Origin of the sequence: Pseudomonas sp. OTU5201, assembly GCF_038440135.1 — a bacterium.
Classification (GTDB): Bacteria; Pseudomonadota; Gammaproteobacteria; order Pseudomonadales; family Pseudomonadaceae; genus Metapseudomonas; species Metapseudomonas resinovorans.
This window is the reverse complement of sequence record NZ_JASATC010000036.1, coordinates 1-23,064: the sequence shown is the minus strand read 5'-3', so window position 1 is coordinate 23,064 and position 23,064 is coordinate 1. Positions and strand designations below refer to the sequence as shown.

22 protein-coding genes and 1 pseudogene are annotated in these 23,064 nt (G+C 61.3%); 13 read left to right on the top strand and 10 right to left on the bottom strand.

What is annotated here, in order from left to right; all coding sequences use genetic code 11:
* Positions 1-98: 98 nt before the first annotated feature.
* The 9 genes from AAHM40_RS20490 to AAHM40_RS20450 all read left to right on the top strand — a co-directional run bounded on the left by AAHM40_RS20490 (position 99) and on the right by AAHM40_RS20450 (position 6,374).
* Complete coding sequence (locus AAHM40_RS20490; protein ID WP_342246286.1) at positions 99-1,940, top strand: copper resistance system multicopper oxidase; 1,842 nt, start codon at positions 99-101, stop codon at positions 1,938-1,940.
* A 12-nt stretch (positions 1,941-1,952) separates the two neighbouring features.
* Positions 1,953-2,261, top strand: coding sequence for a hypothetical protein (locus AAHM40_RS20485; RefSeq protein WP_342246285.1), 309 nt, complete (start codon positions 1,953-1,955; stop codon positions 2,259-2,261).
* A complete protein-coding gene (locus AAHM40_RS20480; RefSeq protein WP_342246284.1) occupies positions 2,251-3,303 on the top strand; it encodes a copper resistance protein B in 1,053 nt (350 codons plus the stop codon). The genes AAHM40_RS20485 and AAHM40_RS20480 overlap by 11 nt, the downstream gene beginning before the upstream one ends.
* A 9-nt stretch (positions 3,304-3,312) precedes the next feature.
* Positions 3,313-4,110 (top strand): c-type cytochrome, encoded by a 798-nt coding sequence (locus tag AAHM40_RS20475; protein WP_342246283.1) that lies wholly within the window; start codon positions 3,313-3,315, stop codon positions 4,108-4,110.
* On the top strand, positions 4,100-4,555 hold the full coding sequence (locus AAHM40_RS20470; RefSeq protein WP_342246282.1) for a DUF411 domain-containing protein: 456 nt from the start codon (positions 4,100-4,102) through the stop codon (positions 4,553-4,555). The genes AAHM40_RS20475 and AAHM40_RS20470 overlap by 11 nt, the downstream gene beginning before the upstream one ends.
* Positions 4,556-4,671: 116 nt before the next feature.
* Positions 4,672-5,127: a hypothetical protein gene (locus AAHM40_RS20465; protein ID WP_342246281.1), complete on the top strand. Its 456-nt coding sequence runs from the start codon at positions 4,672-4,674 to the stop codon at positions 5,125-5,127.
* A gap of 25 nt (positions 5,128-5,152) precedes the next feature.
* Complete coding sequence (locus AAHM40_RS20460; RefSeq protein ID WP_342246280.1) at positions 5,153-5,422, top strand: DUF2933 domain-containing protein; 270 nt, start codon at positions 5,153-5,155, stop codon at positions 5,420-5,422.
* Positions 5,419-6,069, top strand: coding sequence for a methyltransferase family protein (locus tag AAHM40_RS20455; RefSeq protein WP_342246279.1), 651 nt, complete (start codon positions 5,419-5,421; stop codon positions 6,067-6,069). Before AAHM40_RS20460 ends, AAHM40_RS20455 begins: the two co-directional genes overlap by 4 nt.
* A gap of 68 nt (positions 6,070-6,137) precedes the next feature.
* Complete coding sequence (locus AAHM40_RS20450) at positions 6,138-6,374, top strand: DUF2789 domain-containing protein (RefSeq protein ID WP_342246278.1); 237 nt, start codon at positions 6,138-6,140, stop codon at positions 6,372-6,374.
* Positions 6,375-6,523: 149 nt separating this feature from the next.
* Here the strand turns inward: AAHM40_RS20450 and AAHM40_RS20445 are convergent, their stop codons facing one another.
* The 6 genes from AAHM40_RS20445 to AAHM40_RS20420 all read right to left on the bottom strand — a co-directional run bounded on the left by AAHM40_RS20445 (position 6,524) and on the right by AAHM40_RS20420 (position 14,621).
* Entirely contained in the window at positions 6,524-9,649 is a 3,126-nt protein-coding gene (locus tag AAHM40_RS20445) for an efflux RND transporter permease subunit (protein ID WP_342246277.1), read from the bottom strand.
* A complete protein-coding gene (locus tag AAHM40_RS20440) occupies positions 9,646-11,106 on the bottom strand; it encodes an efflux RND transporter periplasmic adaptor subunit (protein ID WP_342246276.1) in 1,461 nt (486 codons plus the stop codon). Before AAHM40_RS20440 ends, AAHM40_RS20445 begins: the two co-directional genes overlap by 4 nt.
* The gene (locus tag AAHM40_RS20435) at positions 11,103-12,365 is read right to left on the bottom strand and encodes a TolC family protein (protein ID WP_342246275.1); all 1,263 of its coding nucleotides are present in this window, start codon (positions 12,363-12,365) and stop codon (positions 11,103-11,105) included. The genes AAHM40_RS20440 and AAHM40_RS20435 overlap by 4 nt, the downstream gene beginning before the upstream one ends.
* A gap of 93 nt (positions 12,366-12,458) precedes the next feature.
* Positions 12,459-12,794: a hypothetical protein gene (locus tag AAHM40_RS20430; protein WP_342246274.1), complete on the bottom strand. Its 336-nt coding sequence runs from the start codon at positions 12,792-12,794 to the stop codon at positions 12,459-12,461.
* Between the two features lie 259 nt (positions 12,795-13,053).
* A complete protein-coding gene (locus tag AAHM40_RS20425; protein ID WP_342246325.1) occupies positions 13,054-14,184 on the bottom strand; it encodes an MFS transporter in 1,131 nt (376 codons plus the stop codon).
* 197 nt (positions 14,185-14,381) lie between these two features.
* On the bottom strand, positions 14,382-14,621 hold the full coding sequence (locus tag AAHM40_RS20420) for a TraX family protein (protein WP_342246273.1): 240 nt from the start codon (positions 14,619-14,621) through the stop codon (positions 14,382-14,384).
* 20 nt (positions 14,622-14,641) lie between these two features.
* Here AAHM40_RS20420 and AAHM40_RS20415 point away from each other — a divergent pair.
* From AAHM40_RS20415 to AAHM40_RS20405, 3 genes and pseudogenes are all read left to right on the top strand, one after another.
* A pseudogene (locus tag AAHM40_RS20415) lies at positions 14,642-14,905 on the top strand (MerR family transcriptional regulator); the annotation flags it as partial.
* A gap of 362 nt (positions 14,906-15,267) precedes the next feature.
* Positions 15,268-16,188 carry a bifunctional helix-turn-helix transcriptional regulator/GNAT family N-acetyltransferase gene (locus AAHM40_RS20410; RefSeq protein ID WP_342246272.1) on the top strand — a complete coding sequence of 307 codons (921 nt, stop codon included), beginning with the start codon at positions 15,268-15,270 and terminating at the stop codon, positions 16,186-16,188.
* 117 nt (positions 16,189-16,305) lie between these two features.
* Positions 16,306-16,926 carry a tyrosine-type recombinase/integrase gene (locus tag AAHM40_RS20405; protein ID WP_342246271.1) on the top strand — a complete coding sequence of 207 codons (621 nt, stop codon included), beginning with the start codon at positions 16,306-16,308 and terminating at the stop codon, positions 16,924-16,926.
* Between the two features lie 239 nt (positions 16,927-17,165).
* On the opposite strand, the gene AAHM40_RS20400 is transcribed toward AAHM40_RS20405, so the two are convergent.
* From AAHM40_RS20400 to AAHM40_RS20385, 4 genes are all read right to left on the bottom strand, one after another.
* Positions 17,166-17,567: an ExbD/TolR family protein gene (locus AAHM40_RS20400; protein ID WP_342246270.1), complete on the bottom strand. Its 402-nt coding sequence runs from the start codon at positions 17,565-17,567 to the stop codon at positions 17,166-17,168.
* 1 nt (position 17,568) lies between these two features.
* Positions 17,569-18,285, bottom strand: coding sequence for a MotA/TolQ/ExbB proton channel family protein (locus AAHM40_RS20395; RefSeq protein WP_342246269.1), 717 nt, complete (start codon positions 18,283-18,285; stop codon positions 17,569-17,571).
* An 80-nt stretch (positions 18,286-18,365) separates the two neighbouring features.
* Positions 18,366-19,148 carry an energy transducer TonB gene (locus AAHM40_RS20390; protein WP_342246268.1) on the bottom strand — a complete coding sequence of 261 codons (783 nt, stop codon included), beginning with the start codon at positions 19,146-19,148 and terminating at the stop codon, positions 18,366-18,368.
* A 127-nt stretch (positions 19,149-19,275) separates the two neighbouring features.
* Positions 19,276-20,349 carry a sigma-54 interaction domain-containing protein gene (locus AAHM40_RS20385; protein WP_192398130.1) on the bottom strand — a complete coding sequence of 358 codons (1,074 nt, stop codon included), beginning with the start codon at positions 20,347-20,349 and terminating at the stop codon, positions 19,276-19,278.
* 382 nt (positions 20,350-20,731) lie between these two features.
* Between AAHM40_RS20385 and AAHM40_RS20380 the strand changes: the two genes are divergently transcribed.
* A complete protein-coding gene (locus AAHM40_RS20380; protein ID WP_342246267.1) occupies positions 20,732-22,978 on the top strand; it encodes a TonB-dependent receptor in 2,247 nt (748 codons plus the stop codon).
* Positions 22,979-23,064 lie beyond the last annotated feature (86 nt).

Sequence of the window (23,064 nt, the reverse complement as noted above, 5' to 3'; positions counted from 1 at the left end):
CGCGGGCGAGTATCGCGGGGAAACCCGCTGGAACTGAAGTCGCCAACAAAACCGGCGCCGGTCTTGATATTCCGGCGCATCTGACTGGACGCAACGGCATGCAAAGCAAAACCACAAGGCGCACTTTCGTCAAAGGCCTCGCCGCCGCCGGCATTCTTGGCGGCATGGGCATGTGGCGCACGCCAGTCTGGGCGGTAACCAGCCCAGGTCAGCCGAACCTGCTAAGCGGTAACGATTTCGACCTGTATATCGGGGAGACCCCGGTAAACATCACAGGCGCGGCGCGTACCGCCATGACGATCAACGGCTCGCTGCCCGGCCCGATCCTGCGCTGGCGGGAGGGCGATACTGTGACTTTGCGCGCACGCAACCGCCTCAAGGAGGACACCTCCATTCACTGGCACGGCATCATCCTGCCGGCGAACATGGATGGCGTTCCGGGCCTGAGCTTCCACGGCATTGCGCCGGATGGCATGTATGAGTACAAGTTCAAGGTCAACCAGAATGGCACCTACTGGTATCACAGCCACTCGGGCCTGCAGGAGCAGGCCGGCGTATACGGTGCGCTGGTCATCGATGCCAAGGAGCCCGAGCCCTTCAGTTATGACCGTGACTACGTCGTATTGCTGAGCGATTGGACCGATGAAAACCCTGCTCGGGTTCTGGCCAAGCTGAAGAAACAGTCGGACTACTACAACCAGCACAAGCGCACCGTTGGCGATTTCATCAACGATGTCAGCGAGATGGGGTGGTCCGCAGCGGTAGCCGACCGCAAGATGTGGGCCGAAATGAAGATGAGCCCGACTGATCTCGCCGACGTCAGCGGCTACACCTACACCTACCTGATGAATGGCCAGGCGCCGGACGGCAACTGGACCGGCATCTTCAAACCGGGCGAGAAGATCCGCCTGCGCTTCATCAATGCCTCGGCCATGACCTACTTCGACGTGCGCATCCCGGGCCTGAAGATGACTGTGGTGGCTGCAGACGGGCAGTACGTCAAGCCAGTTAGCGTGGATGAGTTCCGTATCGCCGTGGCCGAAACCTACGACGTCATAGTCGAGCCCGAGAGCGAGCAGGCTTACACCCTTTTTGCGCAATCCATGGACCGTACCGGCTACGCTCGCGGCTCTCTGGCGGTGCGCGAAGGGCTGAGCGCGCCTGTTCCGGAGGTTGACCCGCGCCCGCTGATTTCCATGGCGGACATGGGTATGGATCACGGCAGCATGACGGGAATGGATCATAGTTCCGTGCAGGGTGGGATGTCTGGCATGGATCACAGCCAGATGGCGGGTATGGACCATCGCAGCATGCCCGAGATGGATCACAGTCAAACGGCTGGCATGGACCACGGATCCATGCAAGGCGACATGGCCGGCATGGATCATTCCGCAATGTCCGGCATGGGCGGCGCGATGCAGTCCCATCCGGCCTCCGAAACCGACAACCCGCTGGTCGACATGCAGACCATGACGCCGACGCCCAAGCTGAGTGATCCGGGAATCGGCCTGCGCAACAACGGGCGCCGCGTCCTGACTTACTCGGACTTGCGCAGCACCTTCCCCGACCCAGATGGCCGCGAGCCGAGCCGGACTATCGAACTGCATCTCACCGGACATATGGAGAAGTTCGCCTGGTCGTTCAACGGAATCAAGTTCTCCGATGCTGAACCGCTGCGTCTCAAATACGGCGAGCGGGTGCGCATCACCCTGGTCAACGACACCATGATGACCCACCCCATTCACCTGCATGGCATGTGGAGCGACCTGGAAGACGAGGGCGGCAACTTCCTGGTGCGCAAACACACCATCGATATGCCGCCTGGCTCGAAGCGCAGCTATCGCGTGACGGCCGATGCCCTGGGGCGCTGGGCCTACCACTGCCACCTGCTGCTGCACATGGAGATGGGCATGCTCCGTGAAGTGCGAGTGGACGAGTAAAGGAGAGATTCAATGAGTAACTTTCTGAATCGAAACGCCCTGTTCGGCGGTGTCGCCATGTTGAGTCTGTTTGGCGCCATGTATACCCCTACCTCGATGGCAGGGGAAGGTCACGATGAGCACGCCCAGCAGGCAGCTGAAGCGCCTAAGGCGGCAAGTGACAAAGCGGCCCCTTCACCGCAAGACAAGGCCCCCCAGGCGCAACAAATGGATCATGGCGCGGTGGATCATGGCTCCATGAATCATGAGGGGATGAACCATGAGAAAATGATGGAAGGACATGGCGGCGAAGCCGAGGCGGGTTCGAACCATGACCAGTAGGCTCACACGTCCCTCGCTCATCGCGCTGGCTGTGTCGCTGAGCACCCTGAGTAGCGGTTTCGCTCTCGCTGCCGAAATGGATCATTCGGCAATGGGCCACGGCTCCATGCCGATGGACCACAGCAAGATGAGTCATGGCGCCATGCAGACCGAAATGGGCTCCATGGATCATGCCCAGATGGGGCATGGCAAGGACCAGGAAAAGGCTCCAGCCATGGACCACAGCAAGATGGGCCATGGTGACATGCAAGGGCAGATGGAGGGGATGGATCACAGCACCATGGATCATTCCAAGATGGACCATGGCTCCGCTGAAGCATCGAGAGTGACTAGTCGTACGCCCATTCCAGTTCTGACAGACGCCGATCGTCAGGCAGCGTTTCCGCCACTGCCAGGCCATCAAATGCATGACAGTGCCATCAACAGCTTCTTTCTGCTCGATCAGCTCGAATATCAGGATGCAGATGAAGGCAGCACCCTGGCCTGGGATGCATCTGGTTGGGTGGGCGGCGATATCAATCGGGTCTGGCTCCGCTCCGAGGGTGAACGCACCAACGGCGTGACTGAGGATGCTGAACTGCAGCTGCTGTATGGGCGATCGATCGGTCCCTGGTGGGATATCGTTGCCGGCGTCCGTCAGGACTTCAAGCCTGAGTCGCCACAGACCTGGGCCGCCTTCGGAGTGCAGGGCATGGCGCTCTACGCCTTCGAGGCCGAAGCCACTGCCTTTGCAGGTGAGAACGGTCAGACCGCGGCACGCCTGGAGGGTGATTACGACATTCTGCTGACCAATCGGCTGATTCTTCAGCCAACCGCAGAAGTGAATTTCTACGGCAAGAACGACCCTGAGCGGGGCGTCGGTTCGGGGCTAGCCAATACCGAAATCGGCTTGCGCCTGCGCTACGAGATCGTTCGCCAGTTTGCGCCCTATATCGGTGTGTCCTGGAGCCGTGTCTATGGCAACACCGCTGATCTCGTGAGTGACGAAGGCGAGGATGTTAATGAGGCGCGTTTTGTCGCCGGTATTCGGATGTGGTTTTGAGAGCCTGACATGAAAAGAACAATTACAACCCTAGTGGCAGCGGGTACTGTCGGTAGCGCTGCGGTGCTGGCTGGAGCCTATGTTGGCCTGGTCAATGTCGGTGCCGACGACCCCCACTTTCCGGCCGTGCATGCATTCCTCACGATGGCGCGTGATCGCTCCATCGAAGTGCGCTCCAAGGGCATCGAAGTACCCAAACTGGACGATGAGACGCTTATCCGTACTGGTGCGGGCAACTACAACGCCATGTGCATTGGGTGCCACCTGGCGCCTGGTGTGGCCAAAACCGAGCTCAGCCAAGCGCTTTATCCTGCGCCACCAAACCTCGCCGAGATAGGTGTTGATGGAAACCCAGCCGCCACTTTCTGGGTCATCAAGCACGGTATCAAAGCCAGCGGCATGCCGGCTTGGGGCAAGAGTATGGGTGATGAGTACATCTGGGGCATGGTTGCCTTCCTGAACCAGTTGCCGAAGCTGGACGCCGAGCAATATCGGGCCTTGGTGGCATCCAGTGCGGGCCACCAGCACGGTGGCGGAGAAAGCCAGATGCACAACCATGAAGGCCTGCATGGCGATAACAAGCCTGACCATCATGGCAGCGCGACTGCTGGCCAAGATCAACATGGTTCTGGGTCAGCTGAGGCAGCGCCCGGACACCATAATTCGGCACCTGCAGATCATCATGCAGAGGACGCTTCCGCTGGCGATGAGGCTAGTTCTGGCAATCACCACTCTGAGCAACCCCCGAAAGCTGAGCCCAAGATTCACACTCACAGCGATGGCAAAGAGCATACTCATGAAAGTTAAAAGCAAAGGCGTGCGCCTGGCTGCCCTGACTGCCTTGTTCACCATCACTTCCGTGCAGGCCGCCGAGTCCATGACTATCGATGTGCACCGGGATGCCAATTGCGGCTGCTGCAAGAAGTGGATCTCGCACCTCCAAGCGAACGGCTTCAAGGTCATCGATCACGTCGAAGGCGACATGACCTCGGTGAAGCAGAAACTGGGGGTCGCTCCTCGACTGGCGTCATGCCATACCGCAGTGATTGATGGAAAGTTCGTCGAAGGTCATGTGCCGGCAGCTCAGGTAGTTGAGCTAACCAAGCGAAATGACCTAGTCGGCATCGCGGTACCAGGGATGCCGGCTGGTTCTCCGGGAATGGAGGTTGGTGGCGTGCAACATGCCTACCAGGTCATCGGTCTAACCAACACTGGCACGGACCAGGTGGTCGCTGAATATCTCGGCAAGTAGTGCGTCGCACAGCCAGCCAACGAATAGTCGTTCCGATGACTGCCGCCTATGTCCTCTGCTCGGTTTGATTGCTGGATATCCAAGAAAGCTATTGAACATGGTTTAAGGAGAAGATGATGTCACGTAACGCACTGATCGGAATTTGCATGGCTGTAGTGTCTTTCGGGGCCCTCGCACAGGAGGCTGATGAGCACTCGGCACATCACCCGGCCAATACACCTGCGTCGAGTGCTGCAGATGTGCCTACGGCCGAAAAAATGGAAAAAGGGTCAATGGCTGGGATGGACCAGCACATGAAGGCGATGCAGGCCATGCACGAAAAGATGGCGGCTGCGAAAACCCCGGCAGAGCGTCAGGCACTGATGGCTGAGCATATGAAGCTGATGCAGGACGGCATGGCGATGATGAAGTCCATGGGGGCTGGAATGTCGGGCATGGGTGCGATGCAAGGTGGCAAGGGCATGGACGGTGATATGGCCGCACGGCAGCAGATGATGGAAAAGCGTATGGACATGATGGAATCCATGATGCAGATGATGATGGACCGCATGCCCTCTGGTGCGCCCAACTAATCCATTGGTATTCCGAGGTGCTGCCATGTTCCCTCACTCCGACGACGAAGGCTCACCCCCCAGCTTCTGGGGCTCGCGTTATTCAGTCGGCCTTGTGGTCATGGGTGGGGTTGCGGGCTATTTCCTGCTGACGGAGCACCTAGCACATGTGCTCCAGGCCCTGCCTTACCTGCTGTTACTCGCCTGCCCGCTGATGCATGTCTTCATGCACCATGGGCATGTCGGGCACCAGCATCAGAGCAAGCGGGCCGCGACGGCAAAAACCGAAGGCGACAAGCCGGAGGATCCGTCATGAATCATGCTGAAGCCGCATATGGTCTTTGGTCACTGGTTTTCATCAATTCAGCGATCTTCATCATGTTTGCTTTCAGCTTCTTCAAGCCGGCAACTGCCCGGGATTGGCGGAGTTTTGGTGCATTCTCTGCGTTCATCGTCGCCCTGTTCGTGGAAATGTATGGTTTTCCGCTAACGATTTATTTGTTGTCGGGTTGGTTGCAGTCCAAGTTCCCCAACCTCGATCTGCTCTCCCATGACGCGGGCCACCTCTGGTCGACGCTGCTAGGTGAGAAGGGCGATCCACATTTCAATGCCCTACACATTGCGAGCTACCTATTCTTGGGCTTCGGTTTCTATCTGCTCTCATCCGCCTGGAATGTGCTGTATCACGCGCAGCGCCGACATTCTCTCGCTACAACCGGGCCTTACGCCTGGAGCCGGCATCCTCAGTACGTGGCTTTCGTGATGATCCTGCTGGGCTTCCTGTTGCAGTGGCCAACCCTCCTGACGTTAGCAATGTTTCCTGTGTTGCTGGTTATGTATGGGCGTTTGGCGATTGTCGAGGAGCGTGACATGCACCGGGAGTTCGGTGCGGCCTACGATGCCTACGCAGGCGCCACCCCCAGGTTCATTCCGCGTTTTCTTGGCAGGGTCGGGGCGCGCTAGTGGGCCATGGGCCGAAGTGGCCATTCCCATTTCGGGGTTGAAATCCCTGCACTCTGGAGTCAAGGCATATGGAACCTTCATACCACCGCTTCACCGAGCTGTTTGCCCAGCTGGGTCTGCCCGTTGATGTTGCCGGGATTCGGCAGTTCATTGCGCAGCATTCGCCGCTGGAGGCGAAGGTCAAGCTGGAAGATGCTTCGTTCTGGTTGCCGGCCCAGGCCACAATGCTGCGTGAGGAAATTCTGCTGGATGCGGACTGGGCGGAAGTCGTTGACCAACTCAATGCGGCATTGAGAACCCGATAGCCTCCGAGGTTAGCCGCGGGCGCTTCCCGCAGCAGGGCGCCTTGGCGCGCCTGGCACTAGGCTTGGCGCCAGCTAAATCGGCAGGGCCGCGACTCAGGTTCGCCATGCTGGCCGTGGCAGCCGACTAACCTGAGCTCGCCTGGGTTGGACTACTTGGAAGCTTTTTTGCGCATAAGCCAGTAGGCCGCAGGTAACACCAACATGGACATCAACGGCGCAGTGATCATGCCTCCGACCATAGGCGCGGCGATGCGCTTCATCACCTCGGAGCCAGCTCCGCCGCCCCAGAGGATCGGAAGCAGACCAGCAATGATCACGGCCACCGTCATCACCTTGGGTCTGACGCGGAGGACAGCACCTTCGCGAATCGCTTCAAGCAGTGCCACAGGGTCGCTTCGACCTGCATCCACGCGCGCATGCCAGGCATTCTTCAGGTAGAGCAGCATGATCACTCCGAACTCCGCTGACACTCCCGCCAAGGCTATAAAGCCGACTCCAGTGGCAACCGACAGGTTGAAACCGAACCAATAGAGCAGCCAGATTCCACCCGATAGGGCGAAGGGTAGAGTAGCCATGATCAACAGGGCTTCGCTGAAGCTGCTGAAGGTCAGGTAGAGCAGCACGAAGATGATCAGTAGGGTCGCTGGCACCACCCAGGTCAGTCGCGCATTGGCGCGTTCCAGGAATTCGAACTGGCCGGAGTAGGAGACAGTCATACCAGCGTCGAGCTGTACTCGCTCGGTGACGCGCTGCTGCAGCTCGCGCACGGTCGAGGCCAGGTCGCGACCGCGGACATCGACATAGACCCAGCCCGACAGTCGCCCGTTCTCGCTGCGCAGCATCGGCGGCCCTTCGCTTAGAGCAATCTCGGCAACCGTTCCCAGGGTGATCTGCTGGCCAGATGCGGTGAGAACTGGCATGCGCCGCAGCGCCTCAGGGCTATCGCGCCACTCTTTGGGGTAGCGCAGGTTGATCGGGAATCGGGCCAGCCCTTCGACCGTCTCGCCGATGTTGCTGCCGCCTATGGCACCCGACACTAGCGACTGCACGTCGGCGATGCTCAGGCCATAGCGCGCCGCGGCCAGGCGATCGATGCGGATGTCCACATAGCGTCCGCCGGTGAGGCGTTCCGCCAGCGCCGAACTCACACCGGGAACCTCCTTGGCCACGGCTTCAATATCGCGGGTGATTCGCTCGATGTCGGTCAGCGAGGTGCCGGCGACCTTGACCCCAATCGGGCTCTTGATCCCCGTGGCCAGCATGTCGATACGGTTGCGGATCGGAGGCACCCAGATGTTGGACAACCCGGGAACCTTCACCGCGCGGTCCAGCTCCTCGATGAGCTTCTCCGGCGTCATCCCCACTCGCCACTGCTCGCGCGGTTTGAATTGCACCGTGGTCTCGAACATTTCCAGGGGCGCCGGGTCGGTCGCCGTCTCCGCCCGCCCGGCCTTGCCGAACACCCGCGCCACTTCCGGCACGGTGAGGATCATGCGGTTGGTCTGCTGCAGCAACTGGCTAGCCTTGCTGGCCGGCAAACCAGGTAGGGCCGAGGGCATGTACAGCAGATCCCCCTCGTCCATGGGTGGCAGGAACTCCCCGCCGAGCTGGCTAAGTGGCCAGAGGCTGGATAGAAAGACAAGCAAGGCCAGGGCCAGCGTAGCCTTGGGCCAGGCCAGCACCTTTTCCAGCACCGGCCGGTAGGCCTCGATCAGCCAGCGGTTCAGTGGGTTCTGCTGCTCATTGGGGATATGTCCTCGAATCCAGTAGCCCATCAGCACCGGTACCAGGGTGACCGAGAGTCCGGCGGCGGCGGCCATGGCATAGGTCTTGGTAAAGGCCAGTGGGCCGAACAGGCGGCCTTCCTGGGCCTCCAGGGTGAACACCGGGAGGAACGACAGGGTGATGATCAGCAGGCTGAAGAACAGCGCCGGCCCGACCTCGGTCGCGGCTTCGCCGATCACTCGCCAGTGCGCTTCGCCCTGGAGCGGCTCATTGGGGTGTTTAGCCTTCCAGGCCTCGATGTGCTTGTGCGCGTTCTCGATCATCACCACGGCGGCATCGACCATGGCGCCGATGGCGATGGCGATTCCGCCGAGCGACATGATGTTGGCATTGATGCCCTGGTAGCGCATGACGATGAAGGCCATGAGGATGCCCAGGGGCAGGGTGATGATCGCGACCAGCGACGAGCGCAGGTGCCAGAGAAAGATCAGGCAAACCAGGGCAACCACCACGAACTCTTCCAGCAGCTTGTAGCTGAGGTTGTCGATAGCGCGGTCGATCAGTTGCGAACGGTCATAGGTAGTGACCACCTCGACGCCGGCGGGCAAGCTGGCTTTCAGGCTGTCCAGCTTGGTCTTCACTGCCGCGATGGTGTCCCGGGCATTCTTGCCGGAGCGCATGATGACCACGCCACCGACCACTTCCCCCTGACCGTTCAATTCGGCAATGCCGCGACGCATCTCTGGCCCCAGTTGAATGGTGGCCACCTGGCCTAGCAGAACCGGAATTCCGCTTGCCGAAGCCCGCAGCGGCACATTGCGAAAATCATCCAGGCTCTCTAAATAGCCCGAAGCCCGCACCATGTACTCGCGCTCCGCTAGCTCCAGAATGGCGCCGCCGGTTTCCTGGTTGGCGCTCTTCAGCGCCGCTTCGACCTCCTGCTGAGTTACCCCATAAGCCACCAGCTTCTGCGGATCGAGCAGCACCTGATGCTGCTTGACCATGCCTCCGAGGGTGGCCACCTCGGCCACGTTGGGCAGGCTCTTTAGTTCATACTTGAGAAACCAGTCCTGCAGTGCCCGTAGCTGGGCCAGGTCATGCTGGCCGCTGCGGTCGACCAAGGCGTACTGGTAGATCCAGCCCACGCCGGTGGCATCCGGGCCCAGAGTGGAGGTGACGCCCTCAGGCAGGCGTTCCTGGGCCTGGTTGAGGTACTCCAGCACGCGCGAGCGCGCCCAGTAGAGATCGGTATCGTCTTCGAACAGCACATAGACGAAGGAGTCGCCGAAGAACGAGTAGCCGCGCACCGTCTTCGCCCCCGGGACCGAGAGCATGGTGGTGGCCAGCGGATAGGTCACCTGGTTCTCTACGATCTGCGGCGCCTGGCCGGGAAAGCTGGTTCTGATGATGACCTGGGTGTCAGAGAGATCCGGCAACGCGTCCACCGGCGTGTTGCGTAACGACCAGATCCCTAAAGCAGTGATGAATAGGGTCGCCAGCAACACCAGGAAGCGGTTGCCTATCGACCAGTGGATCAGGCGCGCGATCATGGCAGCTCTCCTTGCTTGTCAAGCCGCTCTACTTGCAAGCCAGAGTCCATCTGGCGGACAACTATGCGTACGTGGTCCCCGGGCTTGAGTCCCGCAGCCACTTCGGGGCTGGCCAGCGGAAATGCCATGGTCATGCCGGGCATGTTCAGGCTCTCGAATGGACCGTGCTCCAGGGTGACTGCCTCGGCGTCCAGGGCACGAATCACGCCATGGGACTCATGGAGTTCTTTTGCATTGTCCTGCTCGACATGGCTGGCCATGACGCCCTGGAGGCTGGCCTCCGAGTCGATAAGGAACTGGCCGGAGGTAACGACCGACTGCCCCTCCTCAAGACCGGACAACACCTCCAGACGCCCATCCTCCTCGCGGCCCAAGGTGATCTCCAGGGGGCGGAAGCGCCCATCGGCTTCGGCCAGCATCACCAGCGCACGTTTACCAGTGCGAATCACGGCTTCACTCGGGACTAGTAGCGCGGGTTGTTCGACGGTACTGCTCAGGCGTACGGCGGCGAACATGCCGGGGCGCAATTTACCGGCGGGATTGGGTAGCTCGCTGCGTACCGTGAGCGTACGCGTCTGCGGGTCGGCACTCGGTAGCAAGGCGACGACACGACCTTGCAGAGGCTTTTCTGGGAAGGCGGTTAGAGTGGCGGCGATGCTCGCCCCAAGCTGAACCGCTCCAGCTTGGTCTTCGGGTATCGCCGCATCGAGCCAAACCGTGGACAGCCCGTTGATCCGCGCCAAGTCCTGACCGGCTGCGACGGTCATCCCGGCACGCACTTCCAATGCCTGCAGCTCGCCGGCGATAGGCGTAGTGATGGTCTGAACCGCCCGTGGCTGGCCGCTGCGACGAACCTGCTCAATCAACACTTGAGGCATGCCAAGCAGGCGCAGGCGCTCCTGGGCCGCACTTATCAAGCGCGTGTCAGCAGTGCGCAACACCGCCAGGAACTCCAGCTGGGCGGCAGACCACTCGGGAATCAGCAGGTCGACGAGGGGCGTACCGACGGGTAGTACATCGCCAGGGGCGTGTCCATAGACCCGTTCGACGAACCCACCAGCTCGGGCCTGCAGGTTCGCCACCTCGCGCTGGTTATAGGCCAGGGAGCCGACGGCCTCGATGCCCGAAGGCAGCACACCGCGAACCACTGGCGTGGTCCGCATTCCGAGGTTTTGCACGGCTTGAGCGGGCACGCTCAGGGTCGACGAGTCCTGCCCAGCCCCCGCGTACTTGGGGACAAGCTCCATATCCATGAAGGGTGACTTGCCCGGTTTATCGAAGCGCTGCTCAGGTTGCATCGGGTCATACCAATAAAGCACTTTGCGCTCATCCGTCAGTCCGGGAGTCTGCATGACCTCATGTTTGGCCTGCCTCTCGGCCAGCCAGTAGCCACCGCCTGCCGCAGCAATACCCATGGCTAGCAACGCCGCCGAAAAACCTAATGCTGAAATCTTCATTGCAAGCCCTCCACATAGGCGTAGTACAAGCTCGCGGAGAGCTGGCTCAGCTTGCGCTGCTGTTCGATCTGCCGCAGCTGCGCCTCGATCAGTTCGCGCTGAGCAGTGATGACGGATGTCAGCTGACTATTGCCGGCCTGGTAGGCGGCCAGTTCGAGATCGGCACGTTTGCTCGCCAGTGGGATCAGGGTAATTTCGGTGCGTGCCAGAGCTCTGCGTAGTTGCTCCAGCTCGGCAAGGCCGCTTTCTAACTCAGCCTGATGGGCGCGCAGCAACACTTCCTGCTCAGCTTCCATCTGCGACACGCTCTGCTGCTTGGCGTTGATTTTGGGTCCCTGACGTGTACCGACGAACAACGGCAGGTCGAAGGTGAACTGCACCATCACCATGTCGCCGAACTGGTTGTCGCGATTGTTGTAGGCAAACTCTACGCCCCAGTCGGGGGTCTTCTCGGCTACAGCCTCATCCAACTCTGCGCTGGCCTCGCCAACCCGGGCAGATGCTGCACGCAAGTCGGGATGCTGAGCCAAACGGTGCTGCAGATCGGGGAAGTACAAGCTCAGGTCGGGTACATCTCCCGCCAGAAGCTGATCGGCTTCGTTGCCTATCCAGCGGCGTAGCTTGGCCCGAGCAATCGTCACATCGCGACTCAGCTCATCTCGCCGATCCTGCAATGCCAGAGCTTCCTGGTCGGCCTGCAACAGTTCGCCAGGCTGAGCGCTGCCGCCGGCGATCAGCGATTGCACGGTCGAGCGGAGCATCTCGATCTGACGGTCCAGTTGATCGAAGAGGCCAACACTGTGCTCGGCGTAGTACACATTCAGCCAGCTCAATGCCGTCTGGCGTTTGACCTCAAGCTGCATGGCTCGCTGCTCGGCCTCGGCCCGGACAACGGAGGCCTCGGCCAACTGGCGGCGAGCCTGGCGTTTGTCGCCATTGGGAACCTCTTGCATGAGCCCGATGCGACGCATGGTCATGAAGTCCCGATTCAGGGTGTATCGGTCGGGCCCCTCGATGGGCAGGTTGTCGATGCCGAGAATCAGCTTGGGATCGGGCAAGGCGTCTGCGGGCCCTACGGCCTGCTGTGCCGAGGCGACCTGTGCTTGTCGTGCAAGGTTCTCAGGCGCGCTCAGTTCGGCGAGTGCCTGCGCTCGTTCGAAGGTCAGTGGCTGCGCCTGCGCGGCAACCCAGGGAACTGCCCAGAATGCGGCAGCTAATACACCGAGATAGCCACGGCGTGGGAAAAGGAAAGCGGACATGCTTTCGCCTCCAATGCGATTGATCGAAGCCGCTACCCTGCGGTGCAAGGCAGCAACGGTGCGCCTGCCATGCAGGCGCGGTGGATCAGGGCATCAGGAGAAGCGGGGTGGGCGCCAGAGCCCGGCGGGCTCGCGCTCGATCACCGATTGGTTCGGCAATACTTCGGGGCCGGAAAGGCGTGGGGGAAACGTCTTGATCACGACGGTCTGCAGCAGGCTGGCGGTCTTGCATTCCTGGCCGGGTTTGCAGGGGGATTTGTCTGCCACCTCGTCAGCATGCTCGCAGCAGGGGGCGTCGACCATCGCATGCCCTTGATGATCACCGCTCTGCATTGGGCAGGGTTGCGCCGGCATGCTGAAAGCCGTACTGCCGAAGGTCGGCAGCACGAGGCTGACAATCAGTAGCAGAACCAAGCCAATTCGGCGCACGGCAATTCTTCACGAAGATATCTAGCGCAACGATAGCAGATGGTTTCGCGCGGCGGTTCATTGCTATGGAACACAATGGCCTAGCGTTGACCTGAATCGGAATAGTGCGCCTAACGGGACTGTCCTGGGAGTAAAAACATACATGCCGGGTTAGCGAGCATCTACAGGCCTGGTCGGCTGCTGGCCGAGAGCAAACGGATAAGCACCGACTGTCAGGCTTTAGGATTGGCTATGAACCCGCTGGGGAAGCTGTGCCTATTCAAGGACTCGTAGCACCCTGGCTGGAACAGCAGGCCAGTGCCACCAGCGCGGCGCAGCAGGCAATGGCGCCAAACAGGAAGGTCGCCGATGAGCCCAGCAAGTGCCAGAGCACGCCAGCTGCGGTGCTCGCGACTAGTAGGGCGATGCCGCTGGCCAGGTTGAACATGCCGAACGCCGTGCCGCGCAGTTCCGCCGGTGCTGTCTTGGCGACCATCGCGGCCAGCAAGCCCTGGGTCATGCCCATGTGGATACCCCACAGTGCGCCGCCGGCCATCAGCCCGAACCAGCCCGGCCCCCAGGCCAGCGCCAGGTCTGCCAGTACCAGAACAATCAGGCCGGCGGCGAGCAAATGGCGATGGCTGACACGATCGGATAGGGCGCCGAACGGATAGGCCGCCAGCGAATACACCAGGTGCATCGCAACCATCACCAGTGGCACCAGTGCCAGTGGCGTGCCGACTTCCTCGGCTTTGAGCACCAGAAAGGCTTCACTGAAGCGGGCCAGGGTGAAGATGGCGCCGATCAGCACCACCTGCCAGTAGGCGCTGGACAGCTTGCGCAGTTGCGAGCGGCGCAGCGGATTAGTGCGTGGTCGGTCGATGGGCTTCTGCGGTTCCTTGAAGCCGAAGTGCAGCAGGGCTACTGCCAGAACAGCCGGAATCACAGCGACCCAGAAGACTGCACGGAAATCGTCGTGCCAGAGCAGCATCAGAGCAACAGCGAGCAAGGGGCCGATAAAGGCGCCGATGGTATCCAGCGACTGACGTAGACCATAGGCTGCGCCACGAACCTCCTCTGGCGTCACATCGGCGACCAGTGCATCCCGTGGGGCGCCGCGTATACCCTTGCCGATGCGATCGATGAAGCGCGCGCCGAAAACCAGCCCAGGTGTCGTGGCCATGGCGAACAGCGGCTTGCTCAGGGCGCCCAGGCCATAACCCAGAACGGCAAGGCCCTTGCGCTTGCCGACATAGTCGCTCAGAGCGCCGGAGAATATCTTGGTGATCAGCGCGGTGGCCTCGGCGATACCCTCCAGCAGGCCGATGAGGATAACGCTCAAGCCGAGCCCGCTCGCCAGGAAGAGGGGAAGCAGGCTGTGGACCATCTCCGACGAGATGTCCATCAACATGCTCACGCCGCCGAGCACCCATACGCCGCGAGGAATCCTGCGCAGCACCGCAGCTGAATAGAACACCCTGCTTCGCTCCGATTGTTGATCCATATGCAGTGGTGCAAGCGGCGGGGAAGCGAGCGCATCACATGCCTGTCTGCTGCCATCGTCCGTTTCCGACAAATACGGATTGATGCCCCTGTTACCCAAAGCATTCAGAATCTAAGCAGATACAGAGCCGCCAAGTGTCCCGGATAGAACCAATAGCCCCAGCGGCCAACTGGCCAGATATGCCAGGCAATGGGTTGGCGCAGCAGTGCTAGACCCAGTAGCGCGGCAGCAACTGCCATGGCGAACTGGGCCAAGGTCTCCGGTACAACGCCCCATTCCACCACCCAGCGATTACGGCTGTTGGCCAGCACCGCCAACAATGCAGGCAGCCACCACCAGCGCAAGCCCCTGAGTCCGAAGACAAAAGCTTGCCGATTGCCAGGTTGAAACAGTTCGCTATTACGAGCGCGAGGGGCTGTTGCCGGCTCCGGCTCGCAGCGAGGGTAACTACCGGCTGTACAGCAGTGAGCACCTTGAGCGGCTTACGTTCATTCGTAACTGCCGTACGCTGGACATGGCCCTGGACGAAATCAGAAGTTTGCTGGCGCTGATGGATCGGCCAGAGGAAAACTGTGAGGGAGTGAATAGCTTGGTGAATGAGCACATCGAGCATGTGCAAGCGCGCGTGACTGAAGCGCCCCTGCTTTCGTTGACGCGGGATAACCGCTTTTGGCCGACTTCTGCCTGATGCGACCGGCGCAAAGCGGCCAAAGGCGGATCTTGCCCGCCTTCTCTGTACCCGCGGCCAATGCTGCATCGGGTGTACGTCGCCGCAGTGCGAGTAGGTAAAGGGGGCATTCGCGCAACGAGGGTGCTACACGTCGTTGATGAGGAAACGCGTATGACGGATGAACAGGCGTTGCCGTTCGCGCAGTGGCCGCTCTGGAAATCCCAAATGGTTAACGAGACCGCGGCCCTGCGGTTAGAGGTATTGACATGATTGCCTAAGGCAATCAATTATTTGCCCTGAGCAACTATATGGTTTCTGCAATGTCGACACTTAGCGCAATTGAACGCGCCAGTTTTGTGCGTGCTTTCAATCGTTTCTATACACGGCAGGTGGGGGCTTTGCAGGAGCACCTTCTCGACAGTGAGTTCTCCCTTACAGAGGCGCGCATTCTCTACGAGCTGGCCAATCAGGAAAGTTTGACCAGCACCGATCTCTGTCGCGCGCTTGACCTCAATGCCGGCTACCTGAGCCGCGTGATCAGCGGGTTTGAAGCAAAAGGACTGGTCGAGAAAAGCCGTTCTGCCCTCGATGCCCGAGCGTTCCAGCTGACACTCACGAACCAGGGTAAAGCCGTTTTTGCGCCCCTCAATGAGGCTTCGCTAAACACTGTGCTCGGCATGCTCGAGCACCTGACGGCCCCTCAGCAGCACCAGTTGATCGAAGCCATGCGCCTGATTCAGTCGCTGCTTGGCGAGCGGGAAACAAGCTATCTGCTGAGGGATCCGCAGCCTGGTGACCTGGGTTGGGTAGTGCATCAGCAGGCTGTGCTGTATGCCCGCGAATATGGCTGGAACAGCGAATTTGAAGCCCTGGTCGCCGAGATCGTTGCCACATACATCCGCAATTTCAATCCCACCTCAGACCGCTGCTGGATTGCCGAGAAAGACGGCAAGGTGGTGGGATCGATTTTCGTGGTCAGGCATGACGAAACGACAGCCAAGTTGCGCATGCTTTACGTCGATGCCAGTGCGCGAGGCATGGGCATTGGCCGGCGCCTGGTTGAAGAGGCCATGCGCTTTGCGCGACTGGCCGGATACACACGGATGGTGCTCTGGACCAACGACGCGCTGCTCGATGCCCGCAAGCTGTACCAGAAGGCCGGTTTCGAGCTGGTTGAGGAGGTCAGCAGCCATAGATTTGGCATGAGCCAGATTGAGCAGACTTGGGCACGTGATCTGTAGCAAGCCGCCGAAGGTGGCTTTATCGTTTTTGAGCCTCTGCAATTGGCTGCTTCTGGCCAGTTAGCGACCATTGCTCTGGCTAGCCATCCTTGTCCTCCCACACGTGGAGGACTTGCCATGAACATCATCGCTACCTGCAGCCGTCAGCCCTGGAACAAAGGGAAATTGGTCGGGCAGAAAACCCTGCTCCGACTGAGAGATATCTGGGCGATCCGAGTAAGGCTTCAGATTTCAGAAAGAACCCGTGATCTAGCCCTCTTCGATTTGGCCATCGACAGCAAGCTTCGAGCCTGCGACTTAACCAAGCTGCGTGTGCGAGACGTTGCCCATGGCGAGCACGTGTCATCACGAGCCATGGTGATGCAGCAGAAAACGCAGCGGCCAGTGCAGTTCGAGATCACTGAGCAAACACGGTCTGCTCTCGCGGCCTGGATACATCAAGCACAGCTCCGTAGCGAGGACTGCCTTTTTCCGAGCCGCCTACATACCTCAGACCATCTATCCACTCGTCAATACGCTCGTATCGTCAAAGGCTGGGTGAAAGCCATTGGCCTTGATCCGGCCATGTATGGCACTCACACAATGAGACGCACGAAGGCATCACTGATCTATCGCAGAACGAAGAACCTGAGGGCGGTTCAACTGCTGCTCGGCCATACGAAGCTGGAGAGCACCGTTCGATATCTTGGGATTGAGGTCGATGACGCCTTGGAAATGGCGGAGCAGACCGAGGTTTGACCATGTATAGCGACGGTCGGTGTCAGGCCGTCGCTAACCGGCCATTAGCACCCGCTCGTCCAGACCTGCTTTTGGGGTACCCGCAGGTTCGCCTGACCTGCGACAGCGCCAGCTGGTGAAATCCCGGCCAGAGAACAGGCCCCTGACGAGATGTACAGCGTGGGCATGGACGACTCCTTGATGGCGAATAAAAAAGTGACCGCTCCCCTGCCTGGTAAGAGCGGCCCCATGAAATCGTTCTAACGGGCGGTGATCACGGCCAGCTTGGTGATGCCGGCGCGCTCGATGCTGGCCATGGCCTTGGCCACCACGCCGTAGTCGACCTGGTCATCGGCCTGCAGCTGCACCTTGATCTCGGCGTCCTTGCTCTTGGCATCGGCCAGGCTGCTCTCCAGCAGCTCCGGCTGGATCTCGTCCTTGTTGATGAACAGCTTGCCGTCGCCGTCGATGCTCACCACCAGCGGGTCTTTCTGGTCCGCCGGAGCCACGGCCTCGGTCTTCGGCAGGTTGATCGGGATGGAGTTGGTCAGCAGCGGCGCGGTGACGATGAACACCACCAGCAGCACCAGCATCACGTCCACCAGCGGGGTGACGTTGATCTCGGAAAGGACTTCGTCGCTGTCCTGCGTGGAGAAGGCCATGTCAGACGGCCTCCTTCACGTTCTGCGGCTGCTGCGGCTTGCGCGCGCCAGGGTGGGCGATGACCTTGAACGCACTCTTCTGCGCCAGGCTGTAGAAGTCGTGGGCGAAGTCGTCGAGGTCGGCGGCGGTCAGCTTGAGGCGACGGAGGAAGTAGTTGTAGACCAGCACCGCCGGCACGGCGACGGCGATGCCGACACCGGTGGCGACCAACGCCGCACCGATGGGTCCAGCCACGGTTTCCAGGCTGGCGTTGCCCGCCGCGCTGATGCCCTTGAGCGCTTCCATGATGCCCCATACGGTGCCGAACAGGCCGATAAAGGGCGAGGTCGAACCTATCGAAGCGAGAACCGCCAGGCCGGACTCCAGCGAGCGGCGCTCACGCTGGATCTGCTGGCGCAGCGAGCGCTCCAGGCGATCCTGATGGTTGATCGACTGGGCCAGATCGTGAGCCTGACCGTCCTGCACCTGGATGGCGGCGAAGCCGGCCTGGGCCAGGCGCGCCACCGCACCATTCTGTTGCTGACCCTGCTCGGCAGCGGAGTCCAGGCTGGTGGCGCTCCAGAACTGCTTATGGAAGCGGCGATCCTGGTAGCGCTGGCGGGCGAACTGGATGCCCTTGATCAGGGCCAGCCCCCAGGTGATGACGGAGAAGCCGATCAGCAGCCAGATGACGCTGTGTTCGACCGATTGGAAGGGAGAGTCGGTAAGCAGGTTCATGTCGCTTTCCTCGCAGGGCGTATTGCAGTCTTGTTCGGCGGCGCCGCTTGGCGCCGCATCGGTCGGTTAGTTCAAACGGCTCAGTTCAAACGGAAGTCCAGTGGCACCGTCACCCAGCCGGCGATGGTTTGGTCGCCGCGCTTGGCCGGCACGAAGCTCCAGCGCTTGACCGCGCGGATGGCGGCCTCGTCGAGGGCCTCACGGCCGCTGCTCTTCTGCACCTGGATCTCGCTCGGCTTGCCGTTGGCCTGTACGTGTACCCGCAGCAGCACCGTGCCTTCCCAGCCGCGGCGCTGGGCCAGGCTCGGGTATTCCGGCGCCGGGTTCTTCAGGTACGCGGCGTTGGCGGAAGGCGGCGTTTCCACCGGGGCCGGTGCCGGAGTCGGCGGTTGCGGCGCCGGCGGGGTCTCGGCCTTGGGCGGCTGCGGTGGCGGCTCGACCGGTTTCGGCACCGGCTTGGGTTTCGGCTTCGGTGGCTGCGGCTTGGGCTTCTGCGGTTCGGGCTTGGGCGGCGGCTTGACCGCCAGTTCCTCCACCACCGGCGGTGGCGGTGGCTCGATCACCGGCTCCGGCGGAGGCGGCGGTGCAGCGAATTCGATGGTCATCGGCGGGATTACCACCGGCACCTCCGGCAGCACCGGCTCGCTGCGCTGGCTCAGCCAGTACAGCACGGCGCCGTGCAGGGTCAGGGCGAACAGGCCCAGCAGCACGGCCTCGCGGCGACTCAGCACGGGACGCTCGCGACGCGGCACATGACGCTGCAGGTCGAGGGCCTGGCGCAACTGCACGCCGAGATCGAGGACGTCGCCGGGATTGCGCCACAGCACTTCCTTCAGATTGTCAGCTTTTAGGACGTTGCCCATTTGGCGGTGTGCTCCTGGATCACGGGCCAGCTCTGGATGGCGTTTCGGGGCATGCCGGACCCAGCAAGAACTGACCGGCTGACGTGGATCGGATTATTGATTTGTAAAACTGAAAATCTCGAATGCTCTAAAGGCACGCGACCTCGCGTATAGGTCTGCTCAGCTCGCCGATCTTTTCCAATCGCGCCCGCACTATGTTGCGGCTGATTCCAAGTAAACGGCCGGTCTGCAGTTGGTTGCCCTGGCAGAAGTGATAGGCACTGCGGAAGATCGCCTCTTCGATGTGCTCGTAAAGGTCCGGCAGGTTTTTCTCGTATAGCGCGTACAGCGCCGCTTCCAGACTCGCCTCGGCCACCGCACCAGAAGCAGCTGGCAGTTCATGGCGCTCGATCGAGGGGCGCAGTTCGACCAGTTGCAGATCGTTCGGCTGCACCTGTTGATTCCGGCATACCAGCAATGCGTGATGAATCGCGTTCTCCAGCTCGCGGATATTGCCCGGCCAGCTGTGCAGCAGCAGTTTGCGCTCGGCCTCTGGACTCAGCGAGGCGCGCTGGTAGCCGAGACGCTGGCAATGCTCGTTCACGAAGAACTCGGCCAGCGGCAGGATATCGCCCGGCCGCTCGCGCAGCGGCGGCAGACGGATGGTCGCCACGTGCAGGCGGTAGAACAGGTCCTCGCGAAAATGCCCGGCCACTACCGCATCGGCCAGGTTGACGTTGGTCGCAGCGACCAGACGCACGTTGATCGGGATCGGGGTACGCGAGCCCAGCCGCACCACCTCGCGCTCCTGCAGGACACGCAGGAGCTTGACTTGCATGTTCAACGGCAGATCGCCGATCTCGTCGAGAAACAGGGTGCCGCCGTTGGCGGCCTCGAACCAACCGGCCTTGCTGGTGGCGGCGCCGGTGAACGCGCCCTTCTCGTGGCCGAACAGCTCGCTTTCCACCAGCGTCTCCGGGAAGGCCCCGCAATTCACCGCCACGAACGGCGCCTTGCCGCGCCGGCTCAGGTGATGAATGTGGCGGGCTACCAGCTCCTTACCGGTGCCCGTCTCACCGATGATCAGTGCATTGGCCTCGCTAGGTGCCAGACGCTCGATACGGTTGAGCAACTCCTGCGAACGAGGGTCCTTGAACACTAGCACGGTGGCGCGAACCGACTTGGTCAGTTCACGAGCCTGAGGGTGAGTGAGCAGCGACATGGCGGCGAATCCGTTAATGGCCAGAGCGCCGATAGTGCAGGAATTCATTTATGCACAAATAATCATAAATATTCATTTGATTATTCTTTTAAAGAATATAAGGACAATTGCTGCTGGGGCAGCAACCGAGCAGCAATGGTTGCTGGCCAGGCAGTAGGAAAAAACCGCTGACTCGCCATCTAAAACCAAAATAAATTCTTATTAATCAATAAATTACGAGAAATAAACATATCTCGGTACGGTTGTTGCGATAGGGGCAATGCGGCCTGCACAAGCCGCCGGATGCCTAGCCACCACCGCAAAAGAGCATGGGCACCGCCAACACCTGATCGCCCGGCATCGCCATCGCGATGCCGGAAACAAGCCAGTCACTGGGGGCAACATGTTCAAGCGCACCACTCTTTCCACTGCCATCGCCTGGGCCTTGGGGGGCCTGGCCAGCCTTCACCTGGTCGCGGCACATGCTGCCGAGACCACGCAGCAGCCACAAACGCCTGCCGAGCAGCAGGCCGACAGCGCCCCAACGCTGGCCAAGGTCACCGTCACCGCGCAGAAGCGCGAGGAGACCGTGCAGGAGGTGCCCTCTTCCATCTCCGTGCTCAATGGCGACAAGGTGCGTGACACCTCGTTGCAGTCGGCCAACGAAGTCACCCGTTTCATTCCCAACGCCTCGGCGGGCACCACCGAAGGCCACGGCCGTCCGCGCTGGTGGATTCGCGGCCTGGGTACCGGCGATCAGGGGGCCAATACCGTCAGCCCGGTGGGCATCTACGTCGACGACGTGTACATCGCCAACATCAGCGCCAGCGGCTTCCCGCTGTTCGACCAGGAGCGGGTGGAGGTACTGCGCGGCCCGCAAGGCACGCTGTGGGGCAAGAACACCACGGCCGGCGCGATCAACTTCATCTCGCGCAAACCCACCTTCGATCCGTCCGGCTACTTCAAGGTCGGCGTCGGCGATTACGCCGATCGCGTGGTGGAAGGCGCTGTCAGCGATGCTCTGGTCGATGACCGCCTGGCCGCCCGCCTGTCGCTGCGCCATCAGGGCCGCGACGGCTACAACGAGAACCTCGCCGACAACGACGATCAAGGCGCCCTGGAAGACGATGCCGCCCGCCTGCAGTTCCTCGCCCGCATCAATGACGATCTGGAGGCCAATCTGAACCTGCACGCGCGCAGCTACCACGACACTGGCGGCTACAGCACCGTCAGCTACGGCACCCGCGCCAACGGCACCAACCAGTTCGGCTACTCGATCGACCCGAAGAAGGGCGAGGTCAACTACAACGCCAACTACAAGGTGAACATCGACCAGGCCGGCGCCAACCTCAATCTGGTCTGGCAGCTGGGCAGTCTGGAGCTCACCTCCATCACCGCCTTCGAGCATTTCGAGCGCGAAGGCCTGAGCGACAGCGACAACACGCCGCTGGAGCTGCAGCGTGGCTACAGCTACGCCGACAGCAAGCAGTGGTCGCAGGAGTTCCGTCTCGCCTCGCCGCGCGAAGACCGCCTGAACTGGGTCCTGGGCTTCCACTACTTCGACGAGGATCTGGACTCGGAGAACGCCAACGCCGCGCTGAGCAATCTCTATATCCCGCGTTTCTACAACAACGTCACCTTCAACCAGGGCACCGAGAGCTACGCCCTGTTCGGCAGCACCACCTACAACTTCACCGAGGACTTCAACCTCACCGCGGGCCTGCGCTGGACCCGCGAGACCAAGGACATCGACCTGCAGCGCCTGCGGAACCAGGGCCAGGCCGGTTTCAACAACGAAGACTGGTGGCACGTTGGTAGCGTCAGCACGCCGCTGGTGGTCAACGCCGTGCAGGACGAGAGCAATACCTGGAGCGACTGGACCTACGACCTGACCCCGGAATATCGCCTGTCCGACAATGCCAGGGTGTACTTCCGCTACGCCTATGGCTTCCGCTCCGGCGGCTATAACGCCGGGGTCACCAGCCAGGCCACCGTCGCCACGGTCGATCCGGAATACCTGACCTCCTACGAACTGGGCCTGAAGTCCGAGTGGCTGGATGGCCGCCTCAACGCCAACGCGGCGCTGTTCTACTACGACTACGAGGACATCCAGCTCAACATCGTGACCGCGGTGAACAACCAGACCGTCTCGCGCCTGGCCAACGGCGCCCAGGGCGAGGCCTACGGCGCTGAGTTCGAGCTGGAAGCCATTCCGGTCGAGAACCTGCACATCAACTTCGCCCTCGGCCTGCTGCACACCGAGTTCACCGACTACACCTCGGGCAACGACGACTTCTCCGGCAACAAGTTCGTGCGTGCCCCCAACGTGTCGGCCGTGCTCGGCGCCGACTATCGCATCCCGCTGAATGCCGGCGGCGCGATCATCCTCGGCACCGACTGGAACACCCGCAGTCGCCAGTACTTCTTCTCCAATGACCAGAGCGCCAACATGCGCGCCGCCGGCTACACCCTGGGCAACGCCCGGGTGACCTACGAGCTGCCGGGCGAGACCACCCGCGTCACCGCCTACGTCAACAACCTCACCGACAAGGAGTACCGCAACCACACCTTGCCGGGCGGCTTCCAGACCGCCGCGGTGATGTTCGGCGACCCGCGCACCGTGGGTGTCTCGGTGACCAGCGACTTCTGACCCACCCCGGGGGGGGGGGGGGGGGGGGGGGGGGGGGGGGGGGGGGGGGGGGGGGGGGGGGGGGGGGGGGGCCCCGGCGGGGGGGG

Coding starts and splice junctions, on each gene's coding strand:
- AAHM40_RS20490 (WP_342246286.1), top strand. CDS start 99: ATGCAAAGCAAAACCACAAGGCGCACTTTCGTCAAAGGCCTCGCCGCC.
- AAHM40_RS20485 (WP_342246285.1), top strand. CDS start 1,953: ATGAGTAACTTTCTGAATCGAAACGCCCTGTTCGGCGGTGTCGCCATG.
- AAHM40_RS20480 (WP_342246284.1), top strand. CDS start 2,251: ATGACCAGTAGGCTCACACGTCCCTCGCTCATCGCGCTGGCTGTGTCG.
- AAHM40_RS20475 (WP_342246283.1), top strand. CDS start 3,313: ATGAAAAGAACAATTACAACCCTAGTGGCAGCGGGTACTGTCGGTAGC.
- AAHM40_RS20470 (WP_342246282.1), top strand. CDS start 4,100: ATGAAAGTTAAAAGCAAAGGCGTGCGCCTGGCTGCCCTGACTGCCTTG.
- AAHM40_RS20465 (WP_342246281.1), top strand. CDS start 4,672: ATGTCACGTAACGCACTGATCGGAATTTGCATGGCTGTAGTGTCTTTC.
- AAHM40_RS20460 (WP_342246280.1), top strand. CDS start 5,153: ATGTTCCCTCACTCCGACGACGAAGGCTCACCCCCCAGCTTCTGGGGC.
- AAHM40_RS20455 (WP_342246279.1), top strand. CDS start 5,419: ATGAATCATGCTGAAGCCGCATATGGTCTTTGGTCACTGGTTTTCATC.
- AAHM40_RS20450 (WP_342246278.1), top strand. CDS start 6,138: ATGGAACCTTCATACCACCGCTTCACCGAGCTGTTTGCCCAGCTGGGT.
- AAHM40_RS20445 (WP_342246277.1), bottom strand. CDS start 9,649: ATGATCGCGCGCCTGATCCACTGGTCGATAGGCAACCGCTTCCTGGTG.
- AAHM40_RS20440 (WP_342246276.1), bottom strand. CDS start 11,106: ATGAAGATTTCAGCATTAGGTTTTTCGGCGGCGTTGCTAGCCATGGGT.
- AAHM40_RS20435 (WP_342246275.1), bottom strand. CDS start 12,365: ATGTCCGCTTTCCTTTTCCCACGCCGTGGCTATCTCGGTGTATTAGCT.
- AAHM40_RS20425 (WP_342246325.1), bottom strand. CDS start 14,184: ATGTTGATGGACATCTCGTCGGAGATGGTCCACAGCCTGCTTCCCCTC.
- AAHM40_RS20410 (WP_342246272.1), top strand. CDS start 15,268: ATGTCGACACTTAGCGCAATTGAACGCGCCAGTTTTGTGCGTGCTTTC.
- AAHM40_RS20405 (WP_342246271.1), top strand. CDS start 16,306: ATGAACATCATCGCTACCTGCAGCCGTCAGCCCTGGAACAAAGGGAAA.
- AAHM40_RS20400 (WP_342246270.1), bottom strand. CDS start 17,567: ATGGCCTTCTCCACGCAGGACAGCGACGAAGTCCTTTCCGAGATCAAC.
- AAHM40_RS20395 (WP_342246269.1), bottom strand. CDS start 18,285: ATGAACCTGCTTACCGACTCTCCCTTCCAATCGGTCGAACACAGCGTC.
- AAHM40_RS20390 (WP_342246268.1), bottom strand. CDS start 19,148: ATGGGCAACGTCCTAAAAGCTGACAATCTGAAGGAAGTGCTGTGGCGC.
- AAHM40_RS20385 (WP_192398130.1), bottom strand. CDS start 20,349: ATGTCGCTGCTCACTCACCCTCAGGCTCGTGAACTGACCAAGTCGGTT.
- AAHM40_RS20380 (WP_342246267.1), top strand. CDS start 20,732: ATGTTCAAGCGCACCACTCTTTCCACTGCCATCGCCTGGGCCTTGGGG.